Genomic DNA, 25,632 nt, shown 5'->3' on the forward strand with positions numbered 1-25,632 from the left:
GAATTGGAAGATAGGAGCACGCATGACGAGGCAAGCGGTAGCGAAGCTGCTGTTGTTCGGCGCGACCGGGGATTTGTCGCAACGGATGCTGCTCCCCTCGCTCTACGGCCTCCATGCCGATGGCCTGTTGCCGGCCGGCCTGACCATCACCGGCACCGCGCGGCATGAGCATGACGATGACGGCTTCCGCGCGTTCGCACGCCATGCGCTCGACGAGTTCCTGCCCGACGATCGCAAGGACGAGGCGGCGATCGACGGCTTTCTCGCGCGGCTGCAATATCAGCCGCTCGACGCGTCGAACGTTGACGGTTTCGCCGATCTTGCGCGCAAGCTCGGCGATATTTCGGGCGGTCTTGCGATCTTCCTGTCGACTGCGCCGTGGCTGTTCGGCCCGACCATCACCGGCCTGAAGAGCGCCGGCCTGACCGGACCCGAAGTCCGCATCAGCCTCGAAAAGCCGCTCGGCAAGGATCTCCAATCGAGCCGTGAGATCAACGATCTGGTCGCCGCCGCCTTTCCGGAGGAGCGGACGTTCCGCATCGACCATTATCTGGGCAAGGAAACCGTCCAGAACATTCTGGCGCTGCGCTTCGGCAATGCGATGTTCGAACCGGTGTGGAACGCGCGCGGCATCGACCATGTCCAGATCACCATCTCCGAAACCGTCGGCCTAGAAGGGCGCGCGGGCTATTATGACGAGGTCGGCGCACTGCGCGACATGGTCCAGAACCACGTCATGCAGCTGGTCGCGCTGATCGCGATGGAGCCGCCCGCCAAGTTCGACGGCACCTCGATCCGCGACGAAAAGGTCAAGGTCCTCCGCTCGCTGCGCCCGATCGGCGCGGCCGAGGTCAACACCCACACCGTCACCGGCCAATATGACGCCGGCGCGGTGAAGGGCGAGATCGTCCGGGGATATGACGAGGAACTGGGCAAGGATTCGGACACCGAAACCTTCGTCGCGGTAAAGGCGCATATCGACAACTGGCGCTGGCAGGGCGTGCCCTTCTACCTGCGTACCGGCAAGCGGATGCAGGATCGCCATTCGGAAATTTCGATCCAGTTCAAGCCGGTACCGCATTCGATCTTCGCCGATCGCGGCGGCCGGTTGCAGCCCAACACGCTGGTCATCCGCCTTCAGCCCGAGGAATATGTCCGCCTGCTGGTGATGGCCAAGGAACCCGGCCTCGACCGCGACGGCATCCGCCTGAGCGAAGTGCCGCTCGACCTGTCGCTGACCACCGCCTTTGCCGGTACCCGCCGCCGTATCGCCTATGAGCGGTTGCTGCTCGACCTGATCGAAGGCGATCCGACGCTGTTCGTCCGCCGCGACGAGGTGGAGGCGCAGTGGCAATGGATCGACGCGATCCGCGACGGGTGGAAAGCGAATGCGACCAGTCCCAAGGGGTATCCGTCGGGAAGCTGGGGACCGAATGCCAGCGTCGCGCTGACCGAACGCGACGGGGTGACGTGGAACGAGTGAGCGGCTGACGCGCTCCTCTTCCGCACCATAATTATGCCGTTCAGTTCGAGCAGCATCGAGCGAAGTCCAGATGCGCCCGTCGAGAACCGGTTCTCAGGCACGCTCGAACGGAACGGAACAATACACGGGATGATAGAATGACCGAAATCGAATGGTGGGAATATGACGAACCCGCCGAATTCGCCGATGCACTCGCCGGCGATATCCAGTTCATCATCGAATCGGCGATCGACGCGCGCGGCGCGGCGGTGATCGCGCTGGCGGGCGGCCGCACCCCCGCCCCGATCTATGACAAGCTGATCAAGGCGAAGCTCGACTGGAAGCGCGTGACGATCGTCCCCACCGACGACCGGATCGTGCCGATGGGCGACGCGATGTCGAACGTCACCGGCCTTGCCAAGGTCTTCCTGCCCAAGGGCGCGCGGGTCATTCCGCTGACAGCCGAAAAGGCCCCCGATTACAAGGCTGCCGGCCGCGCCGCCGATGCGCGGTTGCAGGATCTGCACTGGCCGCTCGACCTCTGTCTGCTCGGCATGGGCGCCGATGGCCATACCGCGTCTATCTTCCCCGGTCCCGACCTTACCGAGGCACTGACCGGTCCCAAGGAACGTCGCGCGCTGGGCGTGATGCCCGACCCGCTGCCGCCGGAAGCGCCGGTCGCGCGCGTGACGCTGAGCCATGCCGCCATCGCCTCGGCGCGCGCGCTGATGATCGCGATCACCGGCAATGAAAAGAAATCGGTGCTCGAACGCGCGATCGATCAGGGCGCGTCGTCGGCCTATCCGATCGGCCGCGTGCTGGCCGAAGTCGAACTTCCCGTCGATATTCATTGGAGCCGCTAATGGCCCTCAACGCCACGATCGCCGCCGTCACCGACCGCATCATCGAAGCGTCGCGGACCAAGCGTGCCGCCTATCTTGCGCTGATCGACCGCGAGCGGGAGAGCGGCGTCGACCGGCCAATGCTCGGCTGCGCGAACCTCGCCCATGCCTATGCCGGCACCGACGAGGATCGCGACGCGATGCGTCCGGCCAACCGGATGAACATCGGCATCGTCACCGCGTATAACGACATGCTGTCGGCGCACGCGCCTTATTACCGCTATCCCGAACAGATGAAGGTCTGGGCGCGCGAGGCGGGCGTGACCGCGCAGGTCGCCGGCGGCGTGCCGGCGATGTGCGACGGGGTGACGCAGGGCTTTCCCGGCATGGAATTGTCGCTGTTCAGTCGCGACACGATCGCGCTGTCCACGGCGGTGGCATTGAGCCACGGTGCGTTCGAGGGCGCGGCGCTGCTCGGCATTTGTGACAAGATCGTGCCCGGCCTGCTGATGGGCGCGCTGCGTTTCGGGCATCTGCCGATGGTGCTGATCCCCGGCGGCCCGATGCGGTCGGGCATCCCCAACAAGCAGAAGGCAGCGGTCCGCGAGGCCTATGCGGAAGGGAAAGTCGGGCGCGAGGAACTGCTCGACGCCGAAATTGCCGCCTATCATGGCAAGGGCACCTGCACCTTCTATGGCACCGCTAATTCGAACCAGATGATGGTCGAAGCGATGGGCCTGCACGTCCCCGATGCCGCTTTCGCCAATCCGGGCACCAAGCGTCGGCAGGAACTGACCCGCTACGCCGTCCACCGCCTCGCCGAAATCGGCTGGGACGGCGACGATTATCGCCCGATCGGCCGGGTGGTCGATGAAAAGGCGATCGTGAACGCCGCGATCGTGCTGCTGGCCACCGGCGGGTCGACCAACCACCTGATCCACCTGCCCGCTATCGCGCGCTGCGCCGGGATCGTCATCGACTGGGACGACTTCAACCGCCTGTCCGAAGTCGTGCCGCTGCTCACCCGCGTCTATCCCAACGGGTCGGCGGATGTGAACGGGTTCGAGGATGCCGGCGGTCCGTCGTTCGTCATCCGCGAACTGCTGCGCGGCGGGCTGCTGCACGGCGACGTGCTGACCATCGCGAAGGACGGCATGGCCGCTTATGGCCGCCAGTCGACGATCGAGGACGACAAGCTGGTCTGGAAGGACCATGCCCCGGTCAGCGGCGACGACACCATCGTCCGGACCGTCGACGCGCCGTTCGCGCCCGAGGGCGGCTTCCGCATCCTCGAGGGGAATATCGGCCGAGCCTGTATCAAGGTGTCGGCGGTCGACCCCGATCGCTGGGTCATCGAGGCACCCTGCCGCGTGTTCAGCGACCAGGCATCGGTGCAGGCGGCGTTCAAGGCCGGCGAACTCGACCGCGACGTCGTGGTCGTGGTCCGGCATCAGGGGCCGCGCGCCAACGGCATGCCGGAACTGCACAAGCTGACCCCGCCGCTGGGCGTGCTCCAGAATCGCGGCTTCCGGGTGGCGCTGGTCACCGACGGGCGCATGTCGGGGGCGTCGGGCAAGGTGCCGGCGGCGATCCACCTCTCGCCCGAGGCGTTGGGCGGCGGGCCGATCGGCAAGCTGCGCGACGGCGACGTCATCCGCCTCGACGCGAATGCCAATACGCTGGCGGCGCTGGTCCCGGCCGACGAATGGGCCGCGCGCGACCATGCGCCCACACCGCCCCCAGCCGACGGCACCGGTCGCGAAATCTTTGCGATGATGCGACAGGGCGCGAGCGAGGCCGAAGCCGGCGGCTCGGCTATGCTGGCGGCGGCGGGGCTGTAGGACGATAGGGCGACCGGCTGTCCCGGTCGTCACCCCGGACTTGATCCGGGGTCCCGCTTCTTTTGTTGAAGCGGTGGAAAAGCGGGACCCCGGATCAAGTCCGGGGTGACGATGAGGATCAGGAGAGGTCATGGAAGTCGTTGCGGTAGATATCGGCGGCACGCACGCCCGCTTCGCGATCGCCGAGGTCGAGGACGGCCGGGTGGTCCATCTGGGCGAACCGACCACGCAGAAGGTCGCCGAACATGGCAGCCTGCAACTCGCATGGCGTGCGTTCGAGCGCACGCTCGGCCGCCCGCTGCCCACCGCCGCCAGCCTTGCGGTCGCCTCGCCGGTCAACGACACGCTGATCAAGTTCACCAACAATCCGTGGATCATCCGTCCGCCGTTGATGCAGGAACGGCTCGGCGTCGAAACCTGGACGATCATCAACGATTTCGGCGCGGTCGGGCACGCCGTGGCGCAGGTCGACCAGGACGATTTCATCCACCTGTGCGGTCCCGAAGGCCCGCTACCGACGCGCGGCGTCGTCACGATCTGCGGTCCGGGCACCGGTCTGGGCGTCGCGCAGCTGCTGCGGACGCCGGAGCGGTATCACGTCCTCGAAACCGAGGGCGGGCATCAGGATTTCGCCCCGCTCGACGGTATCGAGGATGCGCTGCTCAAGCGATTGCGCAAGGCGCATGGCCGTGGCTCGAACGAACGCGCCTGTGCCGGTCCGTCGATCGTCGCCTGGTACGAAACGCTCGCCGAGATCGAGGGCGTGTCGGTGCCGCATAGCGACGACAAGACGATCTGGGCGGCCGCACTCGACGGCAGCGACACCATCGCCGTCGCCGCGCTCGATCGGTTCTGCCTGACGCTTGGCGCCGTGGCCGGCGACCTCGCGCTGGCACAGGGTGCGAAGGCGGTCGTCATCGCCGGCGGTCTCGGCCTGCGGTTGAAGGATCATCTGCTCGAATCTGGGTTCGGCACGCGCTTCACCGCGAAGGGCCGGTTCCAGACGCTGATGGCGGGCATTCCCGTCAAACTCATCACCCATCCCCAGCCCGGCCTGTTCGGGGCCGCTGCCGCCTTTGCACAGGAGCACGCTCGATGACCGTCACCATCGCTGACATCATGCAGACCAGCCCGGTCATCCCGGTCTTGGTCATTCACGACGCCGCCGACGCTCGCCCGATGGCAGAGGCGCTGGTCAGGGGCGGGCTGCGCGTCCTCGAAGTGACGCTGCGCACCCCGGCCGCGCTGGAAGCCATTGCCGAGATGAAGAAGGTCGACGGCGCGATCGTCGGTGCCGGCACCGTCGTCACCGCCGATCAGTTCAAGCAGGCGATGGACGCCGGCAGCGAGTTCATCGTCTCGCCGGGCCTGACCGAAACCATCGGCCGCCCGATCATCGACAGCCGCGTGCCCTTCCTGCCGGGCATCGCCAATGCCGGCGACATCATGCGCGGCCTCGACCTCGGCCTGACGCATTTCAAGTTCTTCCCGGCCGAAGCATCGGGTGGTCTGAAGGCGCTGAAGGCGCTTGCCGCGCCCTTCTATCAGGCGAAATTCTGCCCGACCGGCGGCATCACCGAAGCGACCGCGCCCGAATGGCTGGCGTTCGATCCGGTGCTGTGCGTCGGTGGCAGCTGGATCGTCGGCGCGACCCATGCGGAGACCGAAACACGTGCACATGCGGCGGCAGGGTTGCGGGCGTAAATTCCTCCCCGCTCCGCGGGGAGGGGGACCAGCGAAGCTGGTGGAGGGGGGTGTCCACAATCACTGCCGTTGCGTGCGTGGACATCCCCCTCCACCATCCTTCGGATGGTCCCCCTCCCCATGAACGGGGAGGATTTTGGGACTACATCTCGCCCCGCGCGCGGCGGATGTCGTACCATTTCTTCACATTGGCATTATGCTCGGCAAGCGTGTCGGCGAACACGTGCCCGCCGGTGCCGTCCGCGACGAAATACAGCGCCTTCGTTTGCGCCGGATTGAGGACCGCGTCGATCGACGCCTTGCCCGGATTGGCGATCGGCCCGACCGGCAGGCCCGCCGAGGCATAGGTGTTGTAGCCGTTCTTCGCCTGCAATTCCGACTTGCGGATGCGGCGGCCGAGCGGCTTGCCCTTGGTGATCGGGTAGATGACGGTCGGGTCGGCCTGTAGCCGCATGCCGGCGCGCAGGCGGTTGGAATAAACCGCGGCGACCATGCGGCGTTCGGACGGCTTGCCGGTTTCCTTCTCGACGATCGAGGCGAGGATCACCGCCTCGCGTGGCGACTGGACGACGGTCGTCGGCTTGCGCTTTTTCCACACCGCAGCGAGATAGCGATCCATCGCCGCCTGCATCCGCTTGACCAGATCGGCACGGTCGCCGTCGCGCGCATAGCTGTAGCTGTCGGGCAGGATGCTGCCCTCGCCCGGCAGCGGCGCGGTGCCTTCCATCTGCGGGGCCTTGGCGACCGCCTCCTGTACCAGCACCGATGGCCAGCCTTCGGGCACCATCACGAAGCGTTGCAGCGTGCGGCCGCCCTGCAACAGCTTCAGGACGTCGGCCTGGCTCAATCCCTTCGGAATGCGATACTCGCCGGCGCGGATCGGTTCGTCGCTGCCGAGAAACCGCGCGAACAGACGGAATCGGCCGGCCGATCGGATCGCGCCGGCCGCCTCCAGCTCCTCCGCTGCCGCCGCAAGGCTCGCGCCCTGCGGCACGATCACGGTCAGCGTGCGCTGCGCCGGACCGGCTCCACCCCAGCTCTGGATCACGAAAAACAGCGCACCGATGGCGAGCAGTCCGACGATCAGGCCAAGACAACCGATCCGGCGCATGTCGTCAGACCGCCTTCATCACCAACGACGCGTTCGTGCCACCGAACCCGAACGAATTGTTCAGGATCGCCTTCACCTTCCGCTCCTGCGCCACATGCGGAACGAGGTTCACGCCGGCGCAGTTTTCCGAAGGATTGTCGAGGTTCAGCGTCGGCGGCACGATGCCGTCGCGCATCGCGAGGATGCAGAAGATGCTCTCGACCGCGCCCGCCCCGCCCAGCAGGTGACCGATGGCCGACTTGGTCGACGACATGGTCAGACCGCCGATGGCGTCGCCGAACAACCGCCGCACCGCGCCCAGTTCCAGTTCGTCGCCGAGCGGCGTCGAGGTGCCGTGCGCGTTGATATAGTCGATGTCCGTCAGCGACAGGCCCGACTTGCGCATCGCCATTTCCATCGACCGGAACGCGCCCGACCCTTCGGGATGCGGGGCGGTGACGTGATAGGCATCGCCCGACAGGCCATAGCCGATCACTTCGGCATAGATCTTCGCGCCGCGCGCCTTGGCCCGCTCATATTCCTCGAGCACGACGACACCCGCACCCTCGCCCATGACGAAGCCGTCGCGGTCGCGGTCATAGGGACGCGATCCCTTTTCCGGCTGGTCGTTGAATGCCGTCGACAGCGCCCGTGCCTGTGCGAAACCGGCGATGCCGAGCGGGCAGATCGCGCCTTCGGCACCGCCCGCCAGCATGACGTCGGCGTCGTCCATTGCGATCATCCGCGCGGCGTCGCCAATCGAATGCGCCCCGGTCGAGCACGCCGTGACCACCGCGTGGTTCGGCCCCATCAGCCCGTATTTGATCGAGACCTGACCCGAGATCAGGTTGATGAGCCGGCCATGGACGAAGTGCGGCGAAACGCGCGACGGCCCCTTGTTCTCGCACACCAGCGATTCGCTGGCGATGCCCGGCAGACCGCCGATACCCGCACCGATCGAACAGCCGGCGCGATAGCGCTCTTCCTCGCTCATGTCGGTCAGGCCGGCATCCTCGAGCGCCTGTCCGGCGGCGTCGATGCCGAAGATGATGAACGGATCGACCTGCCGCTGGATCTTGTGATCGACGCGCAGCCCCGGATCGAAACCATATTCGTGGCCAGCGGGCTTCACCTCGCACGCGATCCGGCACTTCTGGTTCGACGCATCGAAATGCGTGATCGGACCGGCACCAGACTTGCCGGCGATCAGGTTCTTCCAGGCGGTTTCGACCTCGGCACCCAGCGGGGTCACGAGGCCGAGGCCGGTCACGACTACGCGGCGCATGGCATTACTCTCCGTTCAGATACTTAACGAACGGCCCCCCGCCCATGGCTGTTCGCCGGGACGGGGGGCCGTGATGGTCTCGGCAGATGGCGGGACGCGGGACGCGTCCCCGCCGGATCAGCCCTTATGCTCGTCGATATAGGTGATCGCGTCCTTGACGGTCGTGATCTTCTCGGCGGCATCGTCGGGAATTTCGACGCCGAACTCTTCCTCGAACGCCATGACCAGCTCGACGATGTCGAGGCTGTCCGCGCCCAGATCATCGATGAAGCTCGCGTCTTCGGTAACTTTTTCCGCTTCGACGCCGAGATGCTCGACGACGATCTTCTTCACGCGTTCGGCAGTCTCGCTCATATTCATTCCCTCTTCACATCCGGGGTGTATCGTACCTGAACGCCCCTAAAGCCCGTCCGGCTCCGGCGCAAGTCCGTGGCTCAGGCCTTCGCCGCGAACAATCGCGCCAGAGTCGCGGCGTTATAGGCATAGCCGCCCATCAGCCGCTGCACCCGCGTATCGTCCTTTTTCGCGCCGGCCAAGGCCATCATGCCGCTCATGAACGTTTCGACCTGCGCCGATTGTTTGCGCGCGAGAAAGGCGTTGAGAACGGCCGGCGGCGTCTGGCTCAACCGGCGATTGACCGCGATCGGATCGACGCCCTTCGCGCTCAGGCCCGATGCCAGTGCTTCGACCGCGATGCTGGTGACGACGATCTCGCCCGCACGGCTATCGGCCTTGCCGGTGCCGGGCTGGCAGGCCGCGGCATGGGCCCGCGCCTTCCTGACCAGCGTCTCGGTCGCCGCGGCCGGCTTCCTGCCCTCCAGCACGCCGACGATCATGCCCTGTTGCAGACGCGCCATGTCGGCCTTCGGCATCTTGGTCGCGACGCAGCGGACGACGTTCGCGTCACCCGTCGCCAGCATCGCCGCCATCAGCATCATGCTCATATCATCGCCATCCCGCCATTCACATGGATCGTCTGGCCGGTCACATAGCCGGCCTCCCGGCTGGCAAGATAGGCGACCGCCGCCGCGACGTCATCGCCCGCGCCCAACGCCCCGGCGGGAATCCTGGTCAGCAGGGCGGTTTTCTGCGCTTCGGGAAGCACCTCGGTCATTGCCGACGCGATGAAGCCCGGCGCGACGCAGTTGACGGTGATGCCGCGGCTGGCCAGTTCGGCGGCCATCGCCTTCGACATGCCGACCAGGCCAGCCTTCGACGCGGCATAGTTCGCCTGCCCCGGATTGCCGGTCTGCCCGACGACCGAGGTGATCGAGACGATCCGGCCGAACCGGGCCTTCATCATCGGTTTGGCGGCGGCGCGGCACAGACGGAACGCGGCTTCGAGGTTGACGCGGATCACCTGATCCCATTCGTCGTCCTTCATCCGCATCGCCAGATTGTCGCGGGTGACGCCGGCATTGTTGACGAGGATGTCGAGCTTGCCGAGCGCGGCGACCGCCTGCGGCACGAGGCCGTCGACGGCCGCGCCATCGGACAGGTTGCAGGCGATGGCGACATGGTCGCCGCCCAGTTCGTCACGGAACGCCGCCAGCTTGTCGGCATTCGAGCCCGACACCGCAAGCCGCGCCCCCTGCGCCGCCAGCGCCTTGGCGATGGCGGAACCGATCCCGCCGCTGGCCCCGGTTACGAGGGCGGTCATTCCCGATAGGTCGAACATGTGAATCAGCTTTCCATGAAGAAGAATTAGGGGTTCGCGCGGAGGCGCGGAGGCGCAGAGGGGGTGTAGTCGTTGACCAGCCGGCGCAGCCCTTCCTTGAGCGTCTCGCCGCCGAAGTTGATGAGTAGCCCTACGGGCTGTTTGGTCAGACGCAAATAGGTCAGCAGCTGTTTGGCGTGGACCGGTGCCAGCTTCTCGATCGATTTGATTTCGATCAACAGCCGATTTTCGACCAGCAGGTCGATCCGAAAAGCGGCATCGAAGCGAAAATCTTCGAACATGATCGATACTGGTTGCTGACGTGCGACATGGTAGCCCATCGCCTCCAGTTTCGCGGCCAACACCGTCTCATAGACGCTTTCGAGCAGACTGGGTCCGAGCGCACGATGAATACGGATCGCCAAATCGCCGACGTCGCCACTAATCGTATCGATATCCTGCACCGAACCTTCTCCGCGCCTCTGCGCCTCCGCGCGAACCACCTCTTTCTTACAACCGCCCAACCAGCGCCTCGATGTCGGCCATCGCCACCACGCTCGTCGCCGTCGCGTCGGGGGCGATGCGCTTGACCATGGTGCCGAGCACCTTGCCGCCCAGTTCGACGAAGTCGCTGACACCCGCGTCCTGCATCGCCAGTACCGATTCCCGCCAGCGGACCATGCCGGTCACCTGTTCGACCAGCAGGCGGCGGATCGCTTCCGGATCGGCGACCGGGGCGGCGGTGACGTTGGCGTAGACGGGGACGACCGGCGCGGACAGCGCGACGTCGGCCAGTGCCGCCGCCATCGCATCGGCGGCCGGTTGCATCAGCGGGCAGTGGAACGGGGCCGACACCGGCAGCACCACCGCGCGCTTGATCCCCATTTCCTTCGCCAGCGGCACGGCGCGTTCGATCGCCGCCTTCGCGCCCGAAATCACGACCTGCGACGGGTCGTTGTCGTTGGCGACGGTGCAGACCTCGCCTTCGGCCGCCGCCTCGGCCAGCGCCTGCGCCTTGGTCAGATCGGCACCCAGTAGCGCGGCCATGGCCCCCTCGCCCACCGGCACCGCCGCCTGCATCGCCTGTCCGCGCAGTTTCAGCAGGCGCGCTGTCGTCGACAGGTCGAGCGCACCCGCCGCACACAGTGCGGTATATTCGCCCAGCGAGTGCCCCGCCACGAAATCGGCCTTGTCGGCCAGTCGCATCCCGCCCTCGCGCTCCAGCACGCGCAGAGTTGCGATGGCATTGGCCATGATCGCGGGCTGCGCGTTTTCGGTCAGCATCAGTTCGGCATCGGGACCATCGGCCATCAAGCGGAACAGATGCTGGCCGAGCGCGTCGTCGACCTCCTGAAACACCTCGCGTGCGTGCGGGCTGGCGGCGGCGAGCGCCGCGCCCATGCCGACCGACTGGCTGCCCTGCCCTGGAAAGATGAATGCGCGCATCATATGCTCCTGCCGAAATCTTTCGCGCGGCCTAGTCGCTCCGGGTGATCGGGCGCAAGACTGCTTGCGTTTCACGGCCAATCGGCTAAGGGCGTCTGCTTCTGGGTGACGGGCGACCGCCGCCCCGGACTGCATTTGAAGACGACAGCCGGAGGGGCGTTCGCGATTGGCGCGACGTCAGCGATCGGCCAACAGACGGAAAAGAATATGGCTCTGTATGAGCACGTGTTCCTTGCGCGCCAGGATCTGGCACAGGCGCAGGTGGACGCGCTGGCGGAAACCGCCACCAAGATCGTTCAGGACATGAACGGCAAGGTCGTCAAGACCGAAACCTGGGGCCTGCGCAGTCTCGCCTATCGCATCGCGAAGAACCGCAAGGCGCATTACGTCATGCTCGAAATCGACGCGCCGGGCGATGTCGTTGCCGAGCTGGAGCGCCAGACCCAGATCAACGAAGACGTGATCCGCTTCATGACCGTCAAGGTCGATACCCATGAAGAAGGTCCGACCGTGATGATGCGCAAGAGCGAGCGCTCGGAGCGTGGCGACCGTCGTGGTGGCCGTGATCGTGACGACCGTGGTCCGCGCCGTGAGCGCGAGCCGTCGGCCGAAGTCGAAGCGTAAGGAACAGCACCCATGGCACGTCCGTTTTTCCGCCGCCGCAAGAGCTGCCCCTTCTCCGCCAAGGACGCTCCCCGGATCGACTATAAGGATGTTCGTCTGCTGCAGGGCTTCGTGTCCGAACGCGGCAAGATCGTCCCGTCGCGCATCACTTCGGTGAGCGCGAAGAAGCAGCGCGAACTGGCCCAGGCCATCAAGCGCGCCCGCCATCTGGGCCTGCTGCCCTACATCGTTAAGTAAGGAGCGCCCGACATGGACGTCATTCTGCTGGAACGCGTCGAGAAGCTCGGCGCCATCGGCGACGTGGTGAAGGTAAAGGACGGGTTCGCCCGTAACTTCCTGCTGCCGCGCAAGAAGGCGCTGCGCGCCAACGAAGCCAACAAGAAGGTGTTCGAGGCGAACCGCGAGCGGATCGTCGCCGACAACGCCGCCCGTCGTACCGACGCCGAAGCCGAAGCCAAGACGCTGGAAGGCGTTTCGGTCACGCTGATCCGTCAGTCGTCGAACACCGGCCAGCTCTACGGTTCGGTCGCGGTTCGCGATCTGGTCGAGGCGCTCGTCGCCGACGGCCACAAGGTCGACAAGTCGCAGGTCGTCCTCGACCGTCCGATCAAGGCCATCGGCCTGTACGACGTGAAGGTCGCGCTGCACCCGGAAGTCGTCACCATCGTGAAGGTGAACGTCGCCCGTTCGCCGGAAGAAGCCGAGATGCAGTCGCAGGGCGTCGACGTCATGGCGTCGATGTTCGAGCGTGACGACGCCGGCTTCACCGAAGACTATGACCCCAACGCCGAGCCGGGCGAAATCGCCCGCGACGAAGCGTCGGAGGAAGTGCAGGGCTGATCCCCTTCGCCTCGACGAACGAAAGGCCGCCGGAGCGATCCGGCGGCCTTTTTCGTTTGCGCTGATCGTCGCGCGACGCTGGTCAGGAATGCCCGGTCACGGGCAGACGACGCATGTTCCGATCACGGCAGCAAGCGGGATCAGCGACAGGAACAGTGGGACAGCCTTGGCCATGACGATTGCCTTTGTTCGAAGAGGTTTTCGGTTCAATTCCGCAACGGGCAAAAGGTTTCGCTGCGATGAACGACCGCGACCGTCCGAAACCATCACCGCCCCGCTTGACGCCGTCCGCATCGCGGCGTACCAGCGCCCCTCCCCGCAAGCGGCCCCTTCGTCTAGCGGTTAGGACGTCGCCCTCTCACGGCGAAAACACGAGTTCGATTCTCGTAGGGGTCACCAAGCGCAGAAATCAGCCATTTTCCGAGCGCCGCTTGAGGGCAGTTGCCCCCGCCATCGGAACGATTTTGCCCCCGGTCACTCTTTCAGCTGCTCCGCGGGCGATCATAAGCGCTCTGGCTCGCTTTCCATAATGTCGTACCATTTCGCTCGACATGCCGAGAATGCTCCCTGCTTCCGTGTCGCTCAGGCCCAATTCCAGAAGGTAGCAGCAGGCATTTTTTCGAAGCCCGTGAAACGAGAAAGTGGAATCGGCTGCGATCAGTTCCCGGGCCACAAGGTCCGCATGAACTTCGCGTACCGCGCGACTGGCCATCAGGTCTCGAAGCCGGGCTTGGATCGCTCCGGTTGTCTGGAACGGTGAACCGCTGCGCTCATAAAGAAGCGTGACGGACCGACGCGGCAGCTGCTGGAGCTCGTCGAGCCAGAACCCGTGCATTGGAATAGCAACGAGCTTTCCCGTCTTCTGCTGGTTCAGCTCCATGATGCCGCTATCGATCCACCCATACTGCATCCGAATGCAGTCGCTGACCCGCTGACCTGAACATAGGCCGGTCACAATTGCGAGGCGGGTCATGGGTGTCGCTTCTTCCAAGGCAACCCGAAGCAAATCGGCCGGCCATGGCTCGTGCTCGCCCAAGGGAAGCATTTTAATCCCCGAAGCAGGGTTCGTGGCGCGCTGGTCGAGACGGGTGGCATAGCTCATGAGGGAACGAAACACGCTTAACCAAGCGTTCGCTTTGCCCGGAAGTTCAGCCATTTTGTCACGCATCAGGTAGACATGAGCCGGCCGAACGCCCGCTACGCTGCGGTGGCCATGCTCCAACATGATCATATCCAGATAGCGAGCTTGGTTGGTGCGAGTCGTTGATCCGAGCGCACGAAATTCCGGACTGGCGCGAAAGGCTTGAACCAAAGCCGACATGCTTCCTGCCGCTGGCCTCGGTCGATCGGTATCTGGTGTCGAAAGACGAGCATATTCAGCGGCAAAGTCGGGACTGTCGATCGCCGGTAGTCGGATGTACGTGTCCTTCCCGGCAACCTTGCGCCGGAAATATAGCAAGCCCTTGCGTTCGGTGACATTCTTCAACGTAAGTCGTCCCAACTGTCGTCTCCGCTGTTGCCCGGCGGAAGCTGCGTGATGGCGAACTGCTTGGCAATCAGGCGGTCGAGCTGGATCCGTGCCCAAAGCACGTTCGATCCCTCCCGTACGCCACACGTGCCGAAGCGGTTAAGGAAGGTAGTCTTGGATACGCCCATGTAGGTCGCGGCGACGTCAGCGGTCATCCGCGCGGGCCAGTCGGGCAAAGTGCGAAGGCGCTCAGTGTTCATGGGCACTCCCCTTCCCTACCTGTTCGAAGCACCAGCAATGCAGGATGCGGTCGGCACGCGAGTTGACGGTCTTGGCACCGATGAACTTGCGGATGCGCGATGTCTTGAGGTGGCGCTTGAGCTCGAGCATCGGCGGCAGCGGCAGCCGGCGCTCACCGCAAATTTGTTCGAACTGGGTAAGGTTGACCGCGATCACGTCCGGGTTGCGGCTGTGGTCGATCGGACTGGTGAAGCCGGGCGGCTCGCAGCCCTGGATGTAATCGAACCGTTCCCAGAACAGCTCAACCATCGGATGATCGCCCGCGATTGCCCGCTGCCGCTCGAGCAGCATCCGCTCGATAAGCTGCCGCGCGGCCTGGTGGTCGCGCGACTGGATCGACACGACCGTCGCCAGGGCGTCGAGCATGCCGACGAGCTGGGCATGGTTCTTGGCCAGACGGCCGTTGCGAACCTCAGGCTGCGCCAGCATCGCTTTCTCGGCCGCCTGGAAGCTCTGCCGGTAGACTTTCAGCAGCTCGGCCTCGCGCCGGGCGACATGGACGATGAACCCGGAAACGTCCTCGATCGGCGTCCGGGCGAGTTTCTCGGCCGCCGCCTTGGTGTTAGGTCCCCAACCGGTCTTGTCGAACTCCATGTGCATGATTCGCTCGAGGATGGCGGGCGACGCGTTCACCGGATCGTTCTGCTCGATGACGATCGCGCCGCGGAACGGTGGTTCGAAGGTCTCCATGCCGCCATTGGCCACGCCCCGGGCGCGGACCGAGCGGCCGTTATAGGCGGTCTTGAGCTCGTCCCATTCGAACCGCTTGGCGTGCGGGGTGGTGGCGTCACGGTCGCCTTCCATCAGCACGACCGGCATGTTCGAGACCTTGCCGAGGATGCGCGCCATGGCGGCGGTAGTGGTCTTGGCTGGGTCGTTCCCCTCGAAGCCCGCACGGCCGTACAGCTTCCACAGGAACTCGATCAGCGTCGACTTGCCCGATCCGGGAATGCCGGTGATCTCGAGGAAGGCGAGGCTCTGCTGCTCGGCGCGGATCTGCTCGGCGAATAGCGCCCCGAACCAGAAGGCGAGCGTGACGAGCCCCTTGGGGCCGTAGGCAGTGATGAGCGGCTCGACCCAGGCGGTGTTGAGCTGGTCCGGGTCGTAGCGGATGTGGCGTAGCAGCTGCTCGTTCGAGCGCAGCTTCACCGCGTGCCGGCCGAACTCGAAATAGTCGTCCTCGTTGCGGGTCACGACCCGGCCGCCGGCGACGCCGATGTCGCCGAAGACGTACGCGCCGTGCTCGGCCGAGTAGCCGGTGAAGTGGATTGCCTCGACCGTCTGGATCCCGGCCAGCTGGCGCTGCATGATCCGGTCGAGCTGCTGCGTCGTGCCCGTCCAGATGCCGCCCGGGGCGAGGCTGATCAGGCGCTTCTTGAACTCGGCGCCGGCCGCCAGCGCCGCGCCGGAAAAGGTGCCCTTGATGCGGTTCTGCCGGACGGGGAAGTCGACGCGCAGATAGTAGCAGCTGTCGTCGGTGGCTTCGTCGCGCTGGTAGTACAGCGCGCGGAAAGTGCAGTTGGCGATCTCGCGCACTGGGTTGTCCGCATAGGAGGCAATGGTCTCGGCGATGCGCGCGGCGTCGAAGCTTGCCCAGAACTGGCGGGTCTCGAAGGTAAAGGGAAAGCTCGCCCAGCCTTCCCGGCACCAGATCAGATGCGCCTTGTCGATCGCAGTACCGGCAATGAGGATGTCGCCATTCCAGCGATAGGTGTCGAGCTTATCGGCACCCAAGCGATCGCGCAGCGCAAGGTCGTTCCAGTCGAGCTTGCCACCCTCGCCTTCCGCTACCGGTTGCGCTGCGCCACACTCCCACCCTTCGAGCCGTGCCTGCGCCACGAAGCGGCGGGTGTACTCGGCGCCGGCCTTGCCGACGTCGAACGCCCAGATGATCTTGGGCCGCAGGTTCGGGGTGGGCCCGTTGGCGATCGCCTTGCGCAGCTCGGCCAGCGCCAGCGCGGGATAGTTGTAGCATGACATCGCCGACACAGCGGTGACACCGGTGTTGTTCAGCGCAATCGCGTCGAAGATGCCCTCGCAGATCCATATCTCGAGCGCACCAGCGAGCTTGGGCATCGTCTGCCATGGCGGTGCCCACCAGTGGCCGGCGTAGCTCTTGCCGGGCGCGAACCGTGCCTTGCGGTCGAAGCGCGATGGCTGGTCGATCAGCCGCTCCCACCACCCGCCGCCGGGCAGCGCAAAGCGCACGGTGGCCGAGCCGATGTCGCCCTGGCGGAAATACTCTTGCGTGTAGGCATCGCGGATCCCGAGCAGCGACAGACCGCGTCCGTGCTGGAGGTACGCGTCGGCCGCCGCCGTCGGGTTGGCGTCGTTGGCCTGATAGCGGTTCGACCAATGGTCGAAGAGTTCGGGGTAGTGGTCCTTCACATGGACCTCCCACCCGCAGCGCTCGAGCCGGCCGCACTTCAGCAGCCACGGCTTGTCCGCCTTGGCGTACACCTCGCGCTTCGAACATTCCGGGCAGCGGCCCTTCTGCAGCCACGCACCATTGGTGACGAAGCCGAACTCGGCCATCAGCCTGGTGGTGACATCGGACAGCAGATCGGGGCGCATGGGATCCTGACAAGGCGATGCCGGTCCCGGAAAGCACGTGCGCTACCGGGTGGCTGGGAATGGGAAAGGTCGGAAGAGCGGAAGGCGGTGGTGCAGCAGTGCGACCGGCACCGCCGGTCGTCACAGGATCAGCGGATCAGCCGTCCCGCCGGTGGCAGGGACAGCAACAGTTATCGTTGGCGGTATTCGGGCGATAGAAAACACCGCCCGGATTACATGCGACGGCGCCTGGCACAGCCGCTACCACCGCCCCTGCCGCACCGTCGCGGGGGTAGATGTCGGGACGCAGCAAATGACGCGAGACACCGGTACGCGCCTCGATCGCCAGCACCCGGGCGGCGGGTGCCTGCCTGTGCTTGTGGATCCAGCGGAACACCGAAGGCTGGCTGACGTCGCATACGGCGGCGATCTTGTTCTGGCCGCCAGCGATGCGAACCGCCTCCAGCAGCGCTTCGTGCGGGGTGAGGTGACCGGAGTCGGGAGGTAGCGTCTGCATAGGCGCACTATTAGCCACAGGAATACANAGCGATGCGAACCGCCTCCAGCAGCGCTTCGTGCGGGGTGAGGTGACCGGAGTCGGGAGGTAGCGTCTGCATAGGCGCACTATTAGCCACAGGAATACATTGGTCAATAGCCGCTATGCAGTAGCGCGCCATAACTGGAGTGATAGATGGACGGGATGACGCTCGCAACTCGCCTGAAGGCCCGCATGGACGAAGTCGGCATGTCGCAGGCCGAACTGGCGCGGCGGCTTGGCCTTGCCCAGCCCACCATCGCCAAGCTCGTATCCGGCGCTTCGCAGCGAACGTCGCACCTTCACCGCATTGCTCGCGAACTCAGTACGACGCCGGCCTATCTCATCGGCGAGACCGAGGACCCGTCCGAGGGGGCCGTGCCGCTGCCGACGCTCGAAACGGTGCTCGAGCAGTTCGGGCAGGTGTTCGTGCCGCTGCTCGACCTCAGCGAGCTCGTCGGTGACCCGAGCGCGAGCGGATCGAGCCGATGATTCGCGGTCGCTTCGACCAGGTCTTTGCCTTCGAGATGCAGGGCGACGTCATGGAGCCGACGCTGCGCCACGGCACRCTGTGYCTCGTCGACCGGGCGCAGGACCGGATCGCGATGCAGGACGAGATCTACGTCGTCGCCGTCCACGGCATGATCGCGGTCAAGCGCGTCCGCGCCAAACCCGATGGCAGCTTCGTGCTGATGGCGGACAACCGAGCCGTCCCCGATGATCATGCTGGCAAGGACGAACTGCACGTTGTCGGGCGGGTCGTGTGGAGGGCTGACGTCTTATGAGAAACGTTCCAGCTGCTTAACGGGCCAGCGCTCTTGCTGAACCCTGCAGTCAGCCCAACGCCACTTTCTGGTGGGTTGGACGCAGCGAGGCTAGGCGCTGGTGACCCTATCGACCGTTCGTCACTCCTTCGTCCCATTTTTGACCGTACGTTCCCGGTCTCGATGACTTGACCCAACAGCGTAATAAGGGGAACATATAGCGAACAGATGAGTCGCAGCAGCCATGTCCGCAACAGCCCCTTCAGCCCAGATACTGGCGCGTCTGCGTGATGCGATTGGGGACGTGCGGGTTGGTCAAACGGATGTGCTGCCGTTCGATATCGATCCGCTCGACGCGCGACTGACGGACGGCGGCCTCACACTGACCGGGTTGCACGAAGTGACGTCGACAACCCCGACCCTGACCGACGACGCCGCTGCAACGCTTTTTGCAGTCGGGGTCGCCGCACGCGCAGCCGCACGTAGCGGGCGCCGCGTGCTGTGGGCGCTGACGCGGTCCGATCTGTATGCGCCCGGCCTCGAACAGGCCGGGCTGAACCCTGCCACCCTGCTCTTCGCCGAGGTCCGGGAGGACAAGGACGTGCTGGCGGTGATGGAGGACGGCCTTCGCCACGGCGGACTGGCTGCAGTGGTCGGCGAAGTTAAGCGCGCCGACATGGTCGCAACGCGGCGGCTTCAACTGGCGGCGATGACCGGCAACACGCCGGCATTGCTGTCGCGGCGGTGGCGGCGTCAGGGCGTCTGTCCGCTCACGGAACTGTCGGCCGCGATGACCCGGTGGCGGATTGCCAGCGCGCCGTCGCCCCGGCTGCCGGCTCCCGGCGTCGGCCGTGCGCGCTGGATGGTCGAGCTGGCCCGCCAGCGTGGCGGCCCGGGTTTCACGATGGAATTGGAGGCGTGCGATGACACGGGTCGCCTCGCTCTACCTGCCGCATCTCGCGATCGAGCGACTGCGGCGGTTGGAGCGACCGCGCGCGCTGCCTGAACAGCAGGTCGCGCCCGAGCTTCCGATCGACGACGACCCCGGTGCCTGTTCGGTCCCGCGGGGTGGCGGATGGCGTCCTGGTGCTCGCTGGGCACAGGAAACGTCAAGGGCTTCGATCGAACAGCAGGTGGCGGCGCTGCCACTGCATCAGCGGCCGCAGATGCGTGAACTGGGCCGGCGTTCCGAGGCTGCGGAGCATCCGTTTAAGCGACCTTCCCCAAATGGCGTCCGCAATGCGCCACCGCCGCCCGCTGTCACGCATGACGTGCCGCTGATCCTCAGCGAACAGATCGGACAACGGCAGGTGATCGTGGCCGCCTGTCCGGCAGCATTGGAATTAGGCATGACCCCGGGGATGGCAGTGACACAGGCGCGTGCGCTGATTCCCGATCTCGACATTCGTCCTGGCGATCCGGATGCGGATCGAAAGCTGCTGGATGATCTGGCGCACCATGCCGTGCGGCACTGGACGCCGACCGCAGCGGTCAGCGGACCGGACGGCCTATGGCTGGACCTGACCGGCGTCGCGCATCTGCATGGTGGGGAAGCCCGCTTCTGCCAGCGGCTGGTTCGGTTCTGCCGACGCTTCGGTCTGACCGGGAGGATCGCCGTGGCAGGAACGCCGGGCGCGGCGCATGCCATGGCGAGATACGGGCATGACGCCGTCAGCGTACTTCGAACGGGAAGCGAAGCGCAGGCATTGGCCTCGTTGCCGCCAATCGCCCTTCGTCTCACGTCCGAAGCAGTGACCGCGGCCAATCGCTTCGGCCTCGATCGCATCGCCGACCTTCTGCCGCTGCCGCGCGGCCCGTTGGCGCGGCGATTGGGGATCGCAAGCGTACGTCGTCTCGATCAGGCGCTGGGGCGCGTACCCGAACCCATCGTACCGGTGGTGCCGGAAGAAGCACCTGCTACGCGACTCTGCCTGCTCGAACCCATCGGCACGGCAGACGCAATCGAACAGGTGATCGGTGATCTGCTCGCCGACCTCATCCGTCAGCTTCAGGAGCGGGGACGCGGCGCACGTGCGCTGATCCTCACCGTCGAGCGGATCGACGGCAGCGAACAGCGCTTTTCCGTAGGGACCGCGCGCGCCACGCGCGATGCGACCCACCTTGCCCGGCTCTTCCACCTGCGAATCGAACGGATCGATCCGGGCGATGGTATCGAGGCGATGCGTCTCATCGCACCGCGTACCGATCCACTCGGCGCAACTGCCCTGGCTGGGAACCTCGCCGACGAAGATGCAGCGCCCGATGTCGCGATGCTGGTCGACCAGATCGCCGGACGGGTCGGCGAGGCTGCGCTCTTCGCACTAGCACCGATCGAAAGCGACGTACCCGAGCGGGCCGTACGTCGGGTCTCGCCGCTCGATGTACCGCACGGCTGGCCCGCGTGGCGGCGGCCCGTGAGGCTGCTGGCGCGTCCCGAGCCACTCATCGGTGTCTTGGCCCTACTGCCCGACGCACCGCCGCGTCGGTTCACTTGGCGTGGCAAGATCCATTCGGTCGTGGCCGGCGATGGGCCCGAACGCATTCATGGCGAATGGTGGCGGCGCGACGGGGAGGTCTGGGCGGTCCGCGACTATTTCCGGGTCGAGGACGATAGCGGTGCGCGCTTCTGGCTGTTCCGCCGAGGCGATGGCGTCGACAACGCCACTGGCGACCTCAGCTGGTATCTTCATGGGCTGTTCGGTTGATGGTCAGCTATGTCGAACTGCAGGTGACCAGCCACTTCTCCTTCCTGCGCGGCGCATCCAGCCCTGACGAACTGTTCGCCGCGGCCGCCCTACAGGGGCACAGCGCATTGGGTGTTGCCGACCGGGGCAGCGTCGCCGGCCTGGTACGGGCATGGGAAGCGCAGAAGGCGACCGGCGTTCGCCTGATCCCCGGCGCACGGGTCGATCTGACCGATGGCCGGGCGTTGCTGCTTTACCCGACCGACAAGGCGGCTTGGTCGCGGCTGACGCGGTTGCTGACGCTCGGCAAATCGCGCGCCGGCAAGGGTGGTTGTACGCTCGACTGGTCGGATGTCGTGGCGTGGAACGATGGGCTGATCGCGATCCTGCTGCCGCTCGAAGCCGACGCGGTGACGGCTCGTCATCTCTTCGAACTGCGCGCGACGTTCGCCGATCGCGGCTATCTGGGATTGGCGTTCCGCCGGCGTCCGGACGATGCGTTGCGCCTGCATCAGTTGTCGGCGCAGGCAGCGGCGACCGATGTGGCAGCCGTCGCGGTCGGCGACATCCTGTATCATGCGCCAGAAGCACGGCTGCTGCAGGATGTCGTTACCGCCATTCGCGAGAAATGTACCGTCGATACACTCGGCTTTCGCCGCGAACGCCATGCCGACCGGCATTTGAAATCGCCCGACGAGATGGAACGCCGGTTCGCAGCCTTTCCCGACGCAATCCATGCCACCGCCGAAATTGCCGCGCGCTGCACCTTCGATCTGGGTCTGCTCAGCTACCAGTATCCCCATGAGCGCGTCGTCGATGGGCTGACCGCACAGGGGGCCCTCGAACAGCTGACGCAGACGGCGGTCGAACGAATGTTCCCCGACGGGGTGCCGGACGCATATCGCCAGCAGATCGGCCACGAACTGACGCTGATCGGCGAGTTGGGCTATGCGCCGTACTTCCTGACGGTGAACAGCATCGTCGCTGAGAGCCGACGGCGGGGCATCCTATGCCAAGGACGCGGATCTGCCGCCAACAGCTGCGTCTGCTTCGTCCTAGGAATCACCAGCATCGATCCGATAAAACACGAACTGCTGTTCGAACGGTTCGTGTCCGGCGAGCGCCGCGAACCGCCCGATATCGACGTCGACTTCGAGCATGAGCGGCGTGAAGAGATCATCCAGTGGATATATGAAACGTACGGTCGCAATCATTCCGCGCTGACGGCCGTTGTCACCCGCTACCGGGCACGTGGCGCGGTGCGCGAGGTCGGCAAGGCGCTTGGCCTGCCCGAAGACCTGACCAAGGCGCTGTCCGGCCTCATCTGGGGATGGAGTCAGGAAGGCGTCGGTGAGAAGCAGGTCAACCAACTCGGCCTGAACATGAACGACCGGCGCCTGCGGTTGGCGCTCGAACTGGCCCGACAGCTGATCGGTGTGCCGCGCCATCTTTCGCAGCATCCGGGAGGCTTCGTCCTGACGCACGATCGTCTCGACGATCTCGTACCCATCGAACCCGCCGCGATGGTCGACCGGCAGGTGATCGAATGGGACAAGGACGACATCGATGCGCTGAAGTTTATGAAGGTCGATGTCCTCGGCCTCGGCATGCTTGGCTGCATGAACCGCGCGTTCAACATGCTGGAAGAGGCGAAAGGCGTCCGTATCGGCATGGCTGACCTGCAGGACGACGATCCGGACGTCTATGCCATGATCCAGAAGGCCGACACCCTCGGCACCTTCCAGATTGAGAGCCGGGCGCAGATGTCGATGCTGCCGCGCATGAAGCCAGCCCGCTTCTACGATCTCGTCATCGAAGTGGCGATCGTGCGGCCGGGTCCCATTCAGGGCGACATGGTCCACCCCTATCTGCGCCGCCGCGAGGGACGCGAGAAGCCGGACTATCCGCGTCCCGAACTGCGCGCCGTGCTCGAGAAGACGCTCGGCGTGCCGCTGTTCCAGGAACAGGCGATGAAGGTCGCCATCGTCGGCGCAGGGTTCACGCCGGTCGAGGCCGACCAGTTGCGCCGCGCGATGGCCACCTTCAAATTCACCGGCGGCGTCAGCCACTTCTACGACAAGCTGGTCGAGGGCATGGTGTCGCGCGGCTATCCCCGCGACTTCGCCGAGCGCACCTTCAAGCAAATTGAGGGGTTCGGCTCGTACGGTTTCCCCGAGAGCCACGCCGCCAGCTTTGCCAAGATTGCATATGCTTCCTGCTGGATGAAGCACCATCATCCCGACGTTTTCTGCGCGTCATTGCTCAACGCCCAACCGATGGGATTCTATGCTCCGGCACAGGTCGTTCGAGACGCGCGCGAACACGGCGTCGAGGTTCGGCCCGCCTGCATCAACGCCAGTCGTTGGGACTGTACGCTGGAATCGTCGCGTGGGCGATACTTTGCCGTCCGGCTGGGACTGCGGCAGGTGCGCGGCCTGGCCAATGCCCACGGGGCGGCGATCGTCGCCGCACGGGGGGACGCACCTTTTGGTTCGGTTGAGGAGGTTTGGCGTCGTGCCGGCGTTCCGAGGACCGCGATCGAAAGGCTGGCCGAAGCTGATGCCTTCCATGCGTTGGGCGAGGATCGGCGCCAGGGGCTATGGAAGGTAAAGGGTCTTGGCGAGGCTCCCCTGCCCCTGTTTGCTGCCGCCGATACTCGGGCGGCCTCGTTCAGCCCGGAGGGACTAGAGCCCGACGTATCCCTTCGCCCGCTGACTGAGGGCCGCGAAGTGGTGGAAGATTACCGCGCGCTGCAACTGTCGCTGCGGGCGCACCCCCTCGCCTTCCTGCGCCAAGACCTGACCCGACGCGGCGTCGTTCGCTGCGCCGATCTCTCCCACATCAAGGACGGGCGCCATGTAGAAGTCGCCGGCATCATTCTGGTCCGACAGAAGCCCGGCAGTGCCAAGGGCGTCCTGTTCATCACCATCGAGGACGAAACCGGCATCGGTAACGGCATCCTGTGGCCTGATCGTTTCGAAGCACAGCGCCGCACCGTCATGTCGGCCGCCATGATCGGAATGAAGGGTCGGGTTCAACGCGAGGGGCTAGTCACGCACGTTATTTGCGACCGGATCATCGACTATGGCGGGCTTCTTGCTCAGGTCGGGCAGATGGACTTTCCACACGCCACCGGACGCGGCGACGGCGCTCGCCACGCCGGGTCGCCCGACCGGGGCGATGCCGGCTGGCGGCCTGGTCCGCGCGACAGCTATTGGCCACCGCACGACAACGGCTTAGATCCCGAGCAGGTAGTGCGGATCAAATCGCGCGACTTCCATTGATCGGTCATGTCGCGTCATCAGCGGATCATCATCGACTTGTCGCTTCACATCCTGCGCGCAGCTGCCGCTAGATCGGGCAAGGGAAAGGTCGACACTATCGAGGTGCGGCTCGCACTACGGTGCCTGATCGCGCATTGCCCGGAACGGTGGCCCCTAGACATGTTCTGGAGCTCTGCCAGCACCGATCATGACATCGGTCGAGCCCAAGGATGCACCGCAGCGTTTAATGGAATTGTTCGGCAACTTTCCTCCTTCGGATCACATTCGAAATGACCCAATAGCGGTCACTGACAGTCAGCTTGCCTATTCCCAGAACCGGACGCTCGTTCATGTGAGGCTCGCAATCACCGTGGCAGGTGATGTTGGAGGAATGCGTTTATCGGAACTGGCGCACGGCCGAGAATGTGGGCGAGTGTCGGATCGACCCTTGCGAACTCACCCGCTTCCGCGGCTTGAAAATAGCCCAGCATGATCGCCCGAGTGCTTACAGGAACACCGTTCTGGCGGGCTCGGGCATCAAGATCCTCCAAGCTGATCATAGCGCGTGAGATTGCCTTCCCCGTCACTTCACCCGCCACTCGGGTGATGCCGGACAGGTCCAGGGCTTCGGACCCGGTCAGTGGCGGAGTTGGCCCGTCGATGACCTGGTCGCCCGCCAGCAGTGCCGCGTCGGCTGCAGCGAGGTCGTCGTGGCTCGTCCATGCAACCGGGCCGTCGACAGGTGCTGTGATCGTGCCGCTCGCAAAGCCTTGCGCCTGCATCGCCAGCAGGCTTTGCGCATAAAACCCATGACGAAGCGCCGTCCATGCAATTCCAGAACGTGCCAGCAGCTCTTCGGTGGCTGCATGGTCGCGTCCGGGCGGGAATAGCGAGGTCGGTGAGGCGGAGACCTGGCTGGTGTAAAAGATGCGTGAAACGCCGAGTTCTTTGGCGATGGCGATTGCGTTGACATGCTGGGCGATAGGATCCCCGCCGCTAGCTGCCGCGTTGGACGAAACCAGCAACAGTTGCTCCGCCCCCTCCCATGCATGCCGTAGGCTTTCCGGCCGATCATAATCGCCCTGGCGGACCCGAATGCCGCGGGCGGCAAGATCGCTGGCCTTCTCTGGCGAGCGGACACTGACGCTGACCCGCTCAGGAGGCACGCGCTCGAGCAGTTCAACGACGATCCGCCTGCCAAGCTGTCCTGTCGCTCCGGTAACGATGATCATGATTGTCTCCGGCTGATGATGTGGTCAGGAGATGATCGATCT

The 25,632-nt window shown here is 65.2% G+C and carries 25 protein-coding genes and 1 tRNA gene; 14 read left to right on the forward strand and 12 right to left on the reverse strand.

The annotated features are described in order from the left end of the window. The first annotated feature begins 22 nt into the window (after positions 1–22). From zwf to eda, 5 genes are all read left to right on the forward strand, one after another. Positions 23–1,483, forward strand: coding sequence for a glucose-6-phosphate dehydrogenase (zwf, locus tag ASE70_RS14040; protein WP_056401170.1), 1,461 nt, complete (start codon positions 23–25; stop codon positions 1,481–1,483). 137 nt (positions 1,484–1,620) lie between these two features. Beyond that, on the forward strand, positions 1,621–2,325 hold the full coding sequence (gene pgl, locus ASE70_RS14045; RefSeq protein ID WP_056506042.1) for a 6-phosphogluconolactonase: 705 nt from the start codon (positions 1,621–1,623) through the stop codon (positions 2,323–2,325). Further along, a complete protein-coding gene (edd, locus tag ASE70_RS14050; protein ID WP_056506046.1) occupies positions 2,325–4,145 on the forward strand; it encodes a phosphogluconate dehydratase in 1,821 nt (606 codons plus the stop codon). The genes pgl and edd overlap by 1 nt, the downstream gene beginning before the upstream one ends. A 130-nt stretch (positions 4,146–4,275) precedes the next feature. Continuing rightward, positions 4,276–5,244 carry a glucokinase gene (locus ASE70_RS14055; RefSeq protein WP_056506049.1) on the forward strand — a complete coding sequence of 323 codons (969 nt, stop codon included), beginning with the start codon at positions 4,276–4,278 and terminating at the stop codon, positions 5,242–5,244. After that, positions 5,241–5,849: a bifunctional 4-hydroxy-2-oxoglutarate aldolase/2-dehydro-3-deoxy-phosphogluconate aldolase gene (eda, locus tag ASE70_RS14060; RefSeq protein WP_056506053.1), complete on the forward strand. Its 609-nt coding sequence runs from the start codon at positions 5,241–5,243 to the stop codon at positions 5,847–5,849. Before ASE70_RS14055 ends, eda begins: the two co-directional genes overlap by 4 nt. A 142-nt stretch (positions 5,850–5,991) precedes the next feature. Here eda and mltG read toward each other — a convergent pair whose 3' ends face one another. The 7 genes from mltG to fabD all read right to left on the reverse strand — a co-directional run bounded on the left by mltG (position 5,992) and on the right by fabD (position 11,327). Continuing rightward, positions 5,992–6,960, reverse strand: coding sequence for an endolytic transglycosylase MltG (gene mltG / locus ASE70_RS14065; RefSeq protein WP_056506056.1), 969 nt, complete (start codon positions 6,958–6,960; stop codon positions 5,992–5,994). A gap of 4 nt (positions 6,961–6,964) precedes the next feature. Then, positions 6,965–8,224 carry a beta-ketoacyl-ACP synthase II gene (fabF, locus tag ASE70_RS14070; RefSeq protein ID WP_056401188.1) on the reverse strand — a complete coding sequence of 420 codons (1,260 nt, stop codon included), beginning with the start codon at positions 8,222–8,224 and terminating at the stop codon, positions 6,965–6,967. A gap of 117 nt (positions 8,225–8,341) precedes the next feature. Next, positions 8,342–8,578 carry an acyl carrier protein gene (locus ASE70_RS14075; RefSeq protein WP_055760552.1) on the reverse strand — a complete coding sequence of 79 codons (237 nt, stop codon included), beginning with the start codon at positions 8,576–8,578 and terminating at the stop codon, positions 8,342–8,344. 80 nt (positions 8,579–8,658) lie between these two features. Continuing rightward, positions 8,659–9,168: a hypothetical protein gene (locus ASE70_RS14080; protein WP_156356279.1), complete on the reverse strand. Its 510-nt coding sequence runs from the start codon at positions 9,166–9,168 to the stop codon at positions 8,659–8,661. Continuing rightward, positions 9,165–9,902: a 3-oxoacyl-[acyl-carrier-protein] reductase gene (gene fabG / locus ASE70_RS14085; RefSeq protein ID WP_056401195.1), complete on the reverse strand. Its 738-nt coding sequence runs from the start codon at positions 9,900–9,902 to the stop codon at positions 9,165–9,167. The genes ASE70_RS14080 and fabG overlap by 4 nt, the downstream gene beginning before the upstream one ends. 26 nt (positions 9,903–9,928) lie before the next feature. Beyond that, positions 9,929–10,345, reverse strand: coding sequence for a GxxExxY protein (locus tag ASE70_RS14090; RefSeq protein ID WP_056506062.1), 417 nt, complete (start codon positions 10,343–10,345; stop codon positions 9,929–9,931). A 46-nt stretch (positions 10,346–10,391) separates the two neighbouring features. Continuing rightward, positions 10,392–11,327 (reverse strand): ACP S-malonyltransferase, encoded by a 936-nt coding sequence (gene fabD, locus ASE70_RS14095; protein ID WP_056401199.1) that lies wholly within the window; start codon positions 11,325–11,327, stop codon positions 10,392–10,394. Between the two features lie 207 nt (positions 11,328–11,534). Between fabD and rpsF the strand changes: the two genes are divergently transcribed. From rpsF to ASE70_RS14115, 4 genes are all read left to right on the forward strand, one after another. Continuing rightward, positions 11,535–11,951, forward strand: a complete 417-nt coding sequence (gene rpsF / locus ASE70_RS14100) for a 30S ribosomal protein S6 (protein WP_055997064.1) — start codon at positions 11,535–11,537, stop codon at positions 11,949–11,951. A gap of 12 nt (positions 11,952–11,963) precedes the next feature. Next, positions 11,964–12,188 (forward strand): 30S ribosomal protein S18, encoded by a 225-nt coding sequence (rpsR, locus tag ASE70_RS14105; RefSeq protein ID WP_010543816.1) that lies wholly within the window; start codon positions 11,964–11,966, stop codon positions 12,186–12,188. 12 nt (positions 12,189–12,200) lie between these two features. Further along, positions 12,201–12,791, forward strand: a complete 591-nt coding sequence (rplI, locus tag ASE70_RS14110) for a 50S ribosomal protein L9 (protein WP_056401208.1) — start codon at positions 12,201–12,203, stop codon at positions 12,789–12,791. Positions 12,792–13,115: 324 nt separating this feature from the next. Next, positions 13,116–13,190 (forward strand) — tRNA-Glu (locus ASE70_RS14115). A 10-nt stretch (positions 13,191–13,200) separates the two neighbouring features. Here ASE70_RS14115 and ASE70_RS14120 read toward each other — a convergent pair. The 4 genes from ASE70_RS14120 to ASE70_RS19340 form a co-directional block, all read right to left on the reverse strand. Further along, positions 13,201–14,277 carry a tyrosine-type recombinase/integrase gene (locus tag ASE70_RS14120; protein WP_056506064.1) on the reverse strand — a complete coding sequence of 359 codons (1,077 nt, stop codon included), beginning with the start codon at positions 14,275–14,277 and terminating at the stop codon, positions 13,201–13,203. Then, a complete protein-coding gene (locus tag ASE70_RS14125) occupies positions 14,274–14,519 on the reverse strand; it encodes a hypothetical protein (protein ID WP_156356280.1) in 246 nt (81 codons plus the stop codon). Before ASE70_RS14125 ends, ASE70_RS14120 begins: the two co-directional genes overlap by 4 nt. Further along, positions 14,509–17,133, reverse strand: a complete 2,625-nt coding sequence (locus ASE70_RS14130; RefSeq protein WP_056506069.1) for a toprim domain-containing protein — start codon at positions 17,131–17,133, stop codon at positions 14,509–14,511. The genes ASE70_RS14125 and ASE70_RS14130 overlap by 11 nt, the downstream gene beginning before the upstream one ends. 136 nt (positions 17,134–17,269) lie before the next feature. After that, on the reverse strand, positions 17,270–17,656 hold a 387-nt coding region (locus ASE70_RS19340), incomplete at its 5' end, for a transcriptional regulator (RefSeq protein WP_235519970.1). Positions 17,657–17,803: 147 nt separating this feature from the next. On the opposite strand from ASE70_RS19340, the gene ASE70_RS14140 reads away from it, so the two are divergent. The 5 genes from ASE70_RS14140 to ASE70_RS14160 all read left to right on the forward strand — a co-directional run bounded on the left by ASE70_RS14140 (position 17,804) and on the right by ASE70_RS14160 (position 24,379). Beyond that, a complete protein-coding gene (locus tag ASE70_RS14140; RefSeq protein WP_082451046.1) occupies positions 17,804–18,139 on the forward strand; it encodes a helix-turn-helix domain-containing protein in 336 nt (111 codons plus the stop codon). Then, a complete protein-coding gene (locus ASE70_RS14145) occupies positions 18,136–18,432 on the forward strand; it encodes a S24 family peptidase (RefSeq protein WP_056506076.1) in 297 nt (98 codons plus the stop codon). The genes ASE70_RS14140 and ASE70_RS14145 overlap by 4 nt, the downstream gene beginning before the upstream one ends. A gap of 283 nt (positions 18,433–18,715) precedes the next feature. Then, on the forward strand, positions 18,716–19,417 hold the full coding sequence (locus ASE70_RS14150) for an ImuA family protein (RefSeq protein ID WP_235519972.1): 702 nt from the start codon (positions 18,716–18,718) through the stop codon (positions 19,415–19,417). 160 nt (positions 19,418–19,577) lie between these two features. After that, positions 19,578–21,116, forward strand: coding sequence for a Y-family DNA polymerase (locus tag ASE70_RS14155; protein ID WP_235519990.1), 1,539 nt, complete (start codon positions 19,578–19,580; stop codon positions 21,114–21,116). After that, on the forward strand, positions 21,116–24,379 hold the full coding sequence (locus ASE70_RS14160) for an error-prone DNA polymerase (RefSeq protein ID WP_056506082.1): 3,264 nt from the start codon (positions 21,116–21,118) through the stop codon (positions 24,377–24,379). Before ASE70_RS14155 ends, ASE70_RS14160 begins: the two co-directional genes overlap by 1 nt. Before the next feature lie 344 nt (positions 24,380–24,723). Here the strand turns inward: ASE70_RS14160 and ASE70_RS14165 are convergent, their stop codons facing one another. After that, positions 24,724–25,590: an NAD(P)H-binding protein gene (locus tag ASE70_RS14165; RefSeq protein WP_056506086.1), complete on the reverse strand. Its 867-nt coding sequence runs from the start codon at positions 25,588–25,590 to the stop codon at positions 24,724–24,726. Between the last annotated feature and the right edge of the window lie 42 nt (positions 25,591–25,632).

The sequence above is a fragment of the Sphingomonas sp. Leaf22 genome (assembly GCF_001421715.1).
Taxonomy (GTDB): Bacteria; Pseudomonadota; Alphaproteobacteria; order Sphingomonadales; family Sphingomonadaceae; genus Sphingomonas.

Bases quoted from the DNA above. Each gene is read 5' to 3' on its own strand.
- ASE70_RS14075 (WP_055760552.1), bottom strand. From the start codon at position 8,578: ATGAGCGAGACTGCCGAACGCGTGAAGAAGATCGTCGTCGAGCATCTC.
- ASE70_RS14055 (WP_056506049.1), top strand. From the start codon at position 4,276: ATGGAAGTCGTTGCGGTAGATATCGGCGGCACGCACGCCCGCTTCGCG.
- ASE70_RS14165 (WP_056506086.1), bottom strand. From the start codon at position 25,590: ATGATCATCGTTACCGGAGCGACAGGACAGCTTGGCAGGCGGATCGTC.
- fabG (WP_056401195.1), bottom strand. From the start codon at position 9,902: ATGTTCGACCTATCGGGAATGACCGCCCTCGTAACCGGGGCCAGCGGC.
- ASE70_RS14160 (WP_056506082.1), top strand. From the start codon at position 21,116: ATGGTCAGCTATGTCGAACTGCAGGTGACCAGCCACTTCTCCTTCCTG.
- pgl (WP_056506042.1), top strand. From the start codon at position 1,621: ATGACCGAAATCGAATGGTGGGAATATGACGAACCCGCCGAATTCGCC.
- fabD (WP_056401199.1), bottom strand. From the start codon at position 11,327: ATGCGCGCATTCATCTTTCCAGGGCAGGGCAGCCAGTCGGTCGGCATG.
- ASE70_RS14155 (WP_235519990.1), top strand. From the start codon at position 19,578: ATGCGTGAACTGGGCCGGCGTTCCGAGGCTGCGGAGCATCCGTTTAAG.
- eda (WP_056506053.1), top strand. From the start codon at position 5,241: ATGACCGTCACCATCGCTGACATCATGCAGACCAGCCCGGTCATCCCG.
- rpsF (WP_055997064.1), top strand. From the start codon at position 11,535: ATGGCTCTGTATGAGCACGTGTTCCTTGCGCGCCAGGATCTGGCACAG.
- ASE70_RS14080 (WP_156356279.1), bottom strand. From the start codon at position 9,168: ATGAGCATGATGCTGATGGCGGCGATGCTGGCGACGGGTGACGCGAAC.
- fabF (WP_056401188.1), bottom strand. From the start codon at position 8,224: ATGCGCCGCGTAGTCGTGACCGGCCTCGGCCTCGTGACCCCGCTGGGT.
- rpsR (WP_010543816.1), top strand. From the start codon at position 11,964: ATGGCACGTCCGTTTTTCCGCCGCCGCAAGAGCTGCCCCTTCTCCGCC.
- ASE70_RS14125 (WP_156356280.1), bottom strand. From the start codon at position 14,519: ATGAACACTGAGCGCCTTCGCACTTTGCCCGACTGGCCCGCGCGGATG.
- zwf (WP_056401170.1), top strand. From the start codon at position 23: ATGACGAGGCAAGCGGTAGCGAAGCTGCTGTTGTTCGGCGCGACCGGG.
- mltG (WP_056506056.1), bottom strand. From the start codon at position 6,960: ATGCGCCGGATCGGTTGTCTTGGCCTGATCGTCGGACTGCTCGCCATC.
- edd (WP_056506046.1), top strand. From the start codon at position 2,325: ATGGCCCTCAACGCCACGATCGCCGCCGTCACCGACCGCATCATCGAA.
- rplI (WP_056401208.1), top strand. From the start codon at position 12,201: ATGGACGTCATTCTGCTGGAACGCGTCGAGAAGCTCGGCGCCATCGGC.
- ASE70_RS14140 (WP_082451046.1), top strand. From the start codon at position 17,804: ATGGACGGGATGACGCTCGCAACTCGCCTGAAGGCCCGCATGGACGAA.
- ASE70_RS14130 (WP_056506069.1), bottom strand. From the start codon at position 17,133: ATGCGCCCCGATCTGCTGTCCGATGTCACCACCAGGCTGATGGCCGAG.